This is a genomic window from Nocardioides sp. CPCC 206348, from assembly GCF_048654705.1.
Taxonomy (GTDB): Bacteria; Actinomycetota; Actinomycetes; order Propionibacteriales; family Nocardioidaceae; genus Nocardioides.
On sequence record NZ_JBMCZA010000115.1, the window covers coordinates 316 to 3,956 of the forward strand.

General features: G+C 70.1%; 4 protein-coding genes. 2 read left to right on the forward strand and 2 right to left on the reverse strand.

The annotated features are described in order from the left end of the window. Together ACOADB_RS07010 and ACOADB_RS07015 are read right to left on the reverse strand one after the other, a co-directional pair. Window positions 1-1,134, reverse strand: a 1,134-nt coding sequence (locus ACOADB_RS07010; RefSeq protein WP_378597244.1) for a cytochrome P450, incomplete at its 3' end; no start/stop codon positions are given. Further along, window positions 1,134-1,730: a TetR/AcrR family transcriptional regulator gene (locus ACOADB_RS07015; protein WP_378597246.1), complete on the reverse strand. Its 597-nt coding sequence runs from the start codon at window positions 1,728-1,730 to the stop codon at window positions 1,134-1,136. The genes ACOADB_RS07010 and ACOADB_RS07015, both read right to left, overlap by 1 nt. 68 nt (window positions 1,731-1,798) lie before the next feature. On the opposite strand from ACOADB_RS07015, the gene ACOADB_RS07020 reads away from it, so the two are divergent. Next, window positions 1,799-2,650, forward strand: coding sequence for an LLM class F420-dependent oxidoreductase (locus tag ACOADB_RS07020; RefSeq protein ID WP_378597248.1), 852 nt, complete (start codon window positions 1,799-1,801; stop codon window positions 2,648-2,650). After that, window positions 2,650-3,641, forward strand: a 992-nt coding sequence (locus tag ACOADB_RS07025; protein WP_378597250.1) for a hypothetical protein, incomplete at its 3' end; no start/stop codon positions are given. The genes ACOADB_RS07020 and ACOADB_RS07025, both read left to right, overlap by 1 nt.

The following is a 3,641-nucleotide window of genomic DNA, read 5'->3' on the forward strand; positions in this document are numbered from 1 at the left end:
CAGCTCGGCCAGCACGATCCGCGCCTCGAGCCGCGCCAGGTTCGCACCGAGGCAGAAGTGCCGCCCCGTGCCGAAGCTCAGGCTCTCGCTCAGCTCCTCCCGGGACCGCGAGATCAGGAAGTCGGCGGGCCGGGTGAACACCCGCTCGTCGCGGTTCGCGGCACCGAGGAACAACAGCAGCTTGGACCCGGCCGGCATCGTCCGCCCATGCAGGTGCACGTCCTTCGTGACGTAGCGGGCCAGCATCTGCGTCGAGGTGTCGAAGCGCAGCGTCTCCTCCACCCACGGCGCGACCAGGTCCGTCCCGGCCGACGGCGCGAAGACGGTCGCCTGCTGGTCCGGGTGGGCCGACAGGTGGAAGAGCGCGTTGCCGAGCAGCTTGGTGGTCGTCTCGTTGCCGGCCACCACCATCAGGGTCAGGAACGCGATGATCTCCTGGTCGGTCAGCCGGTCGCCGTCCAGCTCTGCCTCGACCAGCGCCGAGGTCAGGTCGTCCGACGGGGCGGCTCGGCGCTGCTTCACCATCTCGGCGTAGTACCCGAAGAGTGCGAACGCCGCTTCCATCCCGGCCGGCGGCACGTCCCGCACGCCGGCCTCACGATGGACGAGGAGGTCGGCGAGGCGTCGTACCTCGTCGCGATCGGAGACGGGCACGCCCATCATCTCGGAGATGACGTCCATGGGCAGGCGGCCGGCGACGGTGGAGATCCAGTCGACCTCGCCGTTCTCGGCGTTGTCGAGGAGTGCCTGGGAGAGGTAGTGCTCGGTCAGCCGCTGCACCTCGGGCTCGAGCTCGCGCACCCGGCGCGGCGTGAAGGCGGCCGAGACCAGGCGACGGATCCGCGACTGCTCGGCGCCGTCGAGGGCCAGGAACGACATCACCCGGTGCGCGTCGGGACTCCAGGCACTGGCATCGAGGGTGACGCCCATCTGGTTGGAGAAGGTGGCGTCATCACGGAAGGCGTCGAAGACGTCGGCATGACGGGTCAGCGCCCAGAAGTCGTCGGCCTCGCTGTGGAAGAGCGGGGCCTCGTCCCGGAGACGGGCGTAGAGCGGGTACGGGTCCTCGTGGAAGTCGTAGTCGTACGGGTCGAGCACCAGTGGGGAGCCGGTGGTTGAGCTTGTCGAAACCATCAGTTGCCTCGCAGGATCGTGTCGACGGCGGAGGAGAGCCGCTCGGCGAGCTGGTCGTAGGTCATCAGGCCCATGCCGACCTGGAGGAGGGCGCCGATGAAGGTCATGGCAAGGACGTCGAGCACCGCCGGGTCGGCCGGCATGTCCGGCTGGTCCGGGTCCCTGAGGGCGGCCTCGAACCTCGCCAGGAACTCGCCACCGATCTTGAGACGCAGCCGCGCCACGTCGGGGTCACTGCCGAGCAGGGCAGGGGTGACCGCCGCGGCCAGCGCCTCTTCCTCCCGCAGCCGGGCGGTGAGCACCCGGACCGTGGCCTGCAGCCGCTCGACGGCGGTGGCGCCCGGTTGGGGTGCGCGCACCTCGTCGGCGGTCAGGTGCCGCCAGAAGAGCTCGGCGAAGAGGTGGTTCTTCGAGGCGAGATAGGTGTACGCCGTCGCGGTCGACACCCCGGCGCGTACCGCTACCGTGCGGACGGTCATGGCCTCGTGGCCGACCGCTCGCAGCTCTTCGAGCCCGGCGGCGAGCAACTTCTCGACCGTCTCGGCCTGACGCGGGTTGAGCCCCTGCCTCGGGGTTTCGAACACCTGACTGGACATGTGTCCAACATAGGAGACGTTTCGGCCAGAGGCAAGACATTTCTAGAACGTGTTCTTATTGTGGACGCATGCGCAACGGCATCGTTCTCTTCACCTCCGACCGCGGCATCACGCCGGCCGATCTCGCCAGGGCCGCCGAGGAGCGGGGCTTCGACACGATCTACGTGCCCGAACACACCCACATCCCCGTCCGGCGCGACGCGCTGCACCCGACGGGCGGCGAGGACCTCCCCGACGACCGTTACCTGCGCACCCTCGACCCGTGGGTCTCGCTGGCCACCTGCGCCGCCGTCACGACGAAGATCGGCCTGTCCACCGCGGTCTCGCTCCCGGTGGAGTCCGACCCGATCACCCTGGCCAAGACCCTCGCCACGCTCGACCACCTCTCCGGCGGCCGGGTCACCATCGGCGCCGGCTTCGGCTGGAACACCGACGAGCTGACCGACCACCACGTGCCTGCCGAGAAGCGTCGTACCGTCCTCAAGGAGTACCTCGAGGCGATGCGCGCGCTCTGGACCCAGGAAGAGGCGTCGTACGACGGCGAGTTCGTCTCGTTCGGGCCGAGCTGGGCCTACCCCAAGCCGCCGCAGGGCCAGATCCCGGTGATCATCGGCGCCGGTGCCGGCCCGAAGACCTTCGCCTGGATCGCCGCACACGCGGACGGCTGGATGACCACGCCCACGACCAGCGACGTGGCGGCCAACGCCGACAAGCTCCGCAAGGCGTGGGCCGACGCGGGCCGCGACGGCCAGCCGGACGTGCGGATCCTGGTGGCGAAGCGGCCCGAGGCCGAGGACTTCGCCGACTGGATGGCCGCCGGCGCCTCCGAGCTGATCTGGGGTGTCCCGGACTCCGACGAGACGGCCGTGATGACGTACCTCGACAAGCTGGCCACGCGCCTCAACCTGTCGGGCTCCTGATGGCGAGCCGGTACGCCGACCTGAGCCGGGCCGAGCTCGCCGTCCTCGTGCCCGAGCTGCTCCTCATGGGGCAGCTGATCGACCGTTCCGGCATGGCGTGGTGCATCGCGGCGTTCGGTCGTGAGGAGATGGCGCAGGTCGCGATCGAGGAGTGGGCGGCGTCGAGCCCGATCTACACGCGCCGGATGCAGGCGGCGCTCGGCTACGCGCCCGAGGTGCCCGGCCTGGGCGACGTCGTGACGATCTTCAAGGGGCTGCAGCTCGACATCGGCGCTCCCCCGCAGTTCATGGACTTCCGCTACACGGTGCACGACCCGTGGCACGGCGAGTTCCACCTCGACCACTGTGGTGCGTTGATGGACGTCGAGCCGATGGGCGAGGACTACGTCCGTTCCATGTGCCACGACATCGAGGACCCGACCTTCGACGCGACCGCGGTCGCCTCGCACCCGAAGGCCCAGATCCGGCCGATCCACCGGCCGCCCCGCTCCCCTGCGGCCATCGCCGGCGGGGCCAGCCCGCACTGCGCGTGGAGCGTCATCATCGACGAGTCACACCCCGAGGCCCAGCCGATCCCGGCGCTCGAGGTCAACGAGCGCTCACAGGCCGCGACGCTGGTCCTCGACCCGATCGACGCCTCCGACGACGGACGGGCCGACTACAGCGGCCCGTTGCTGTCCGACATCGACTTCGCCGCGTTCTCGAAGTCGGCGCTGGTCCGGATCGCCGACGAGGTCTGCCTGCAGATGCACCTGCTCGACCGCGCCTTCGCACTGGCCGTCGCGGAACGCGTCGAGACCGAGGCCGAGCTGGCGAAGATCCGCACCAAGCAGCTCATCGGTGTCGCCGGGATCGGCGCGGACCGGCTGTCCCGGGCGCTGGGCGTGAAGGACGCCGCCGGCCTGCTGGCCCTCCACCCGTTGCTCAACCCGGCCGCCTACGTGACGGCGGATGTCACCGACGGCACCGTCACCGTGCGCCCGTCACCCGC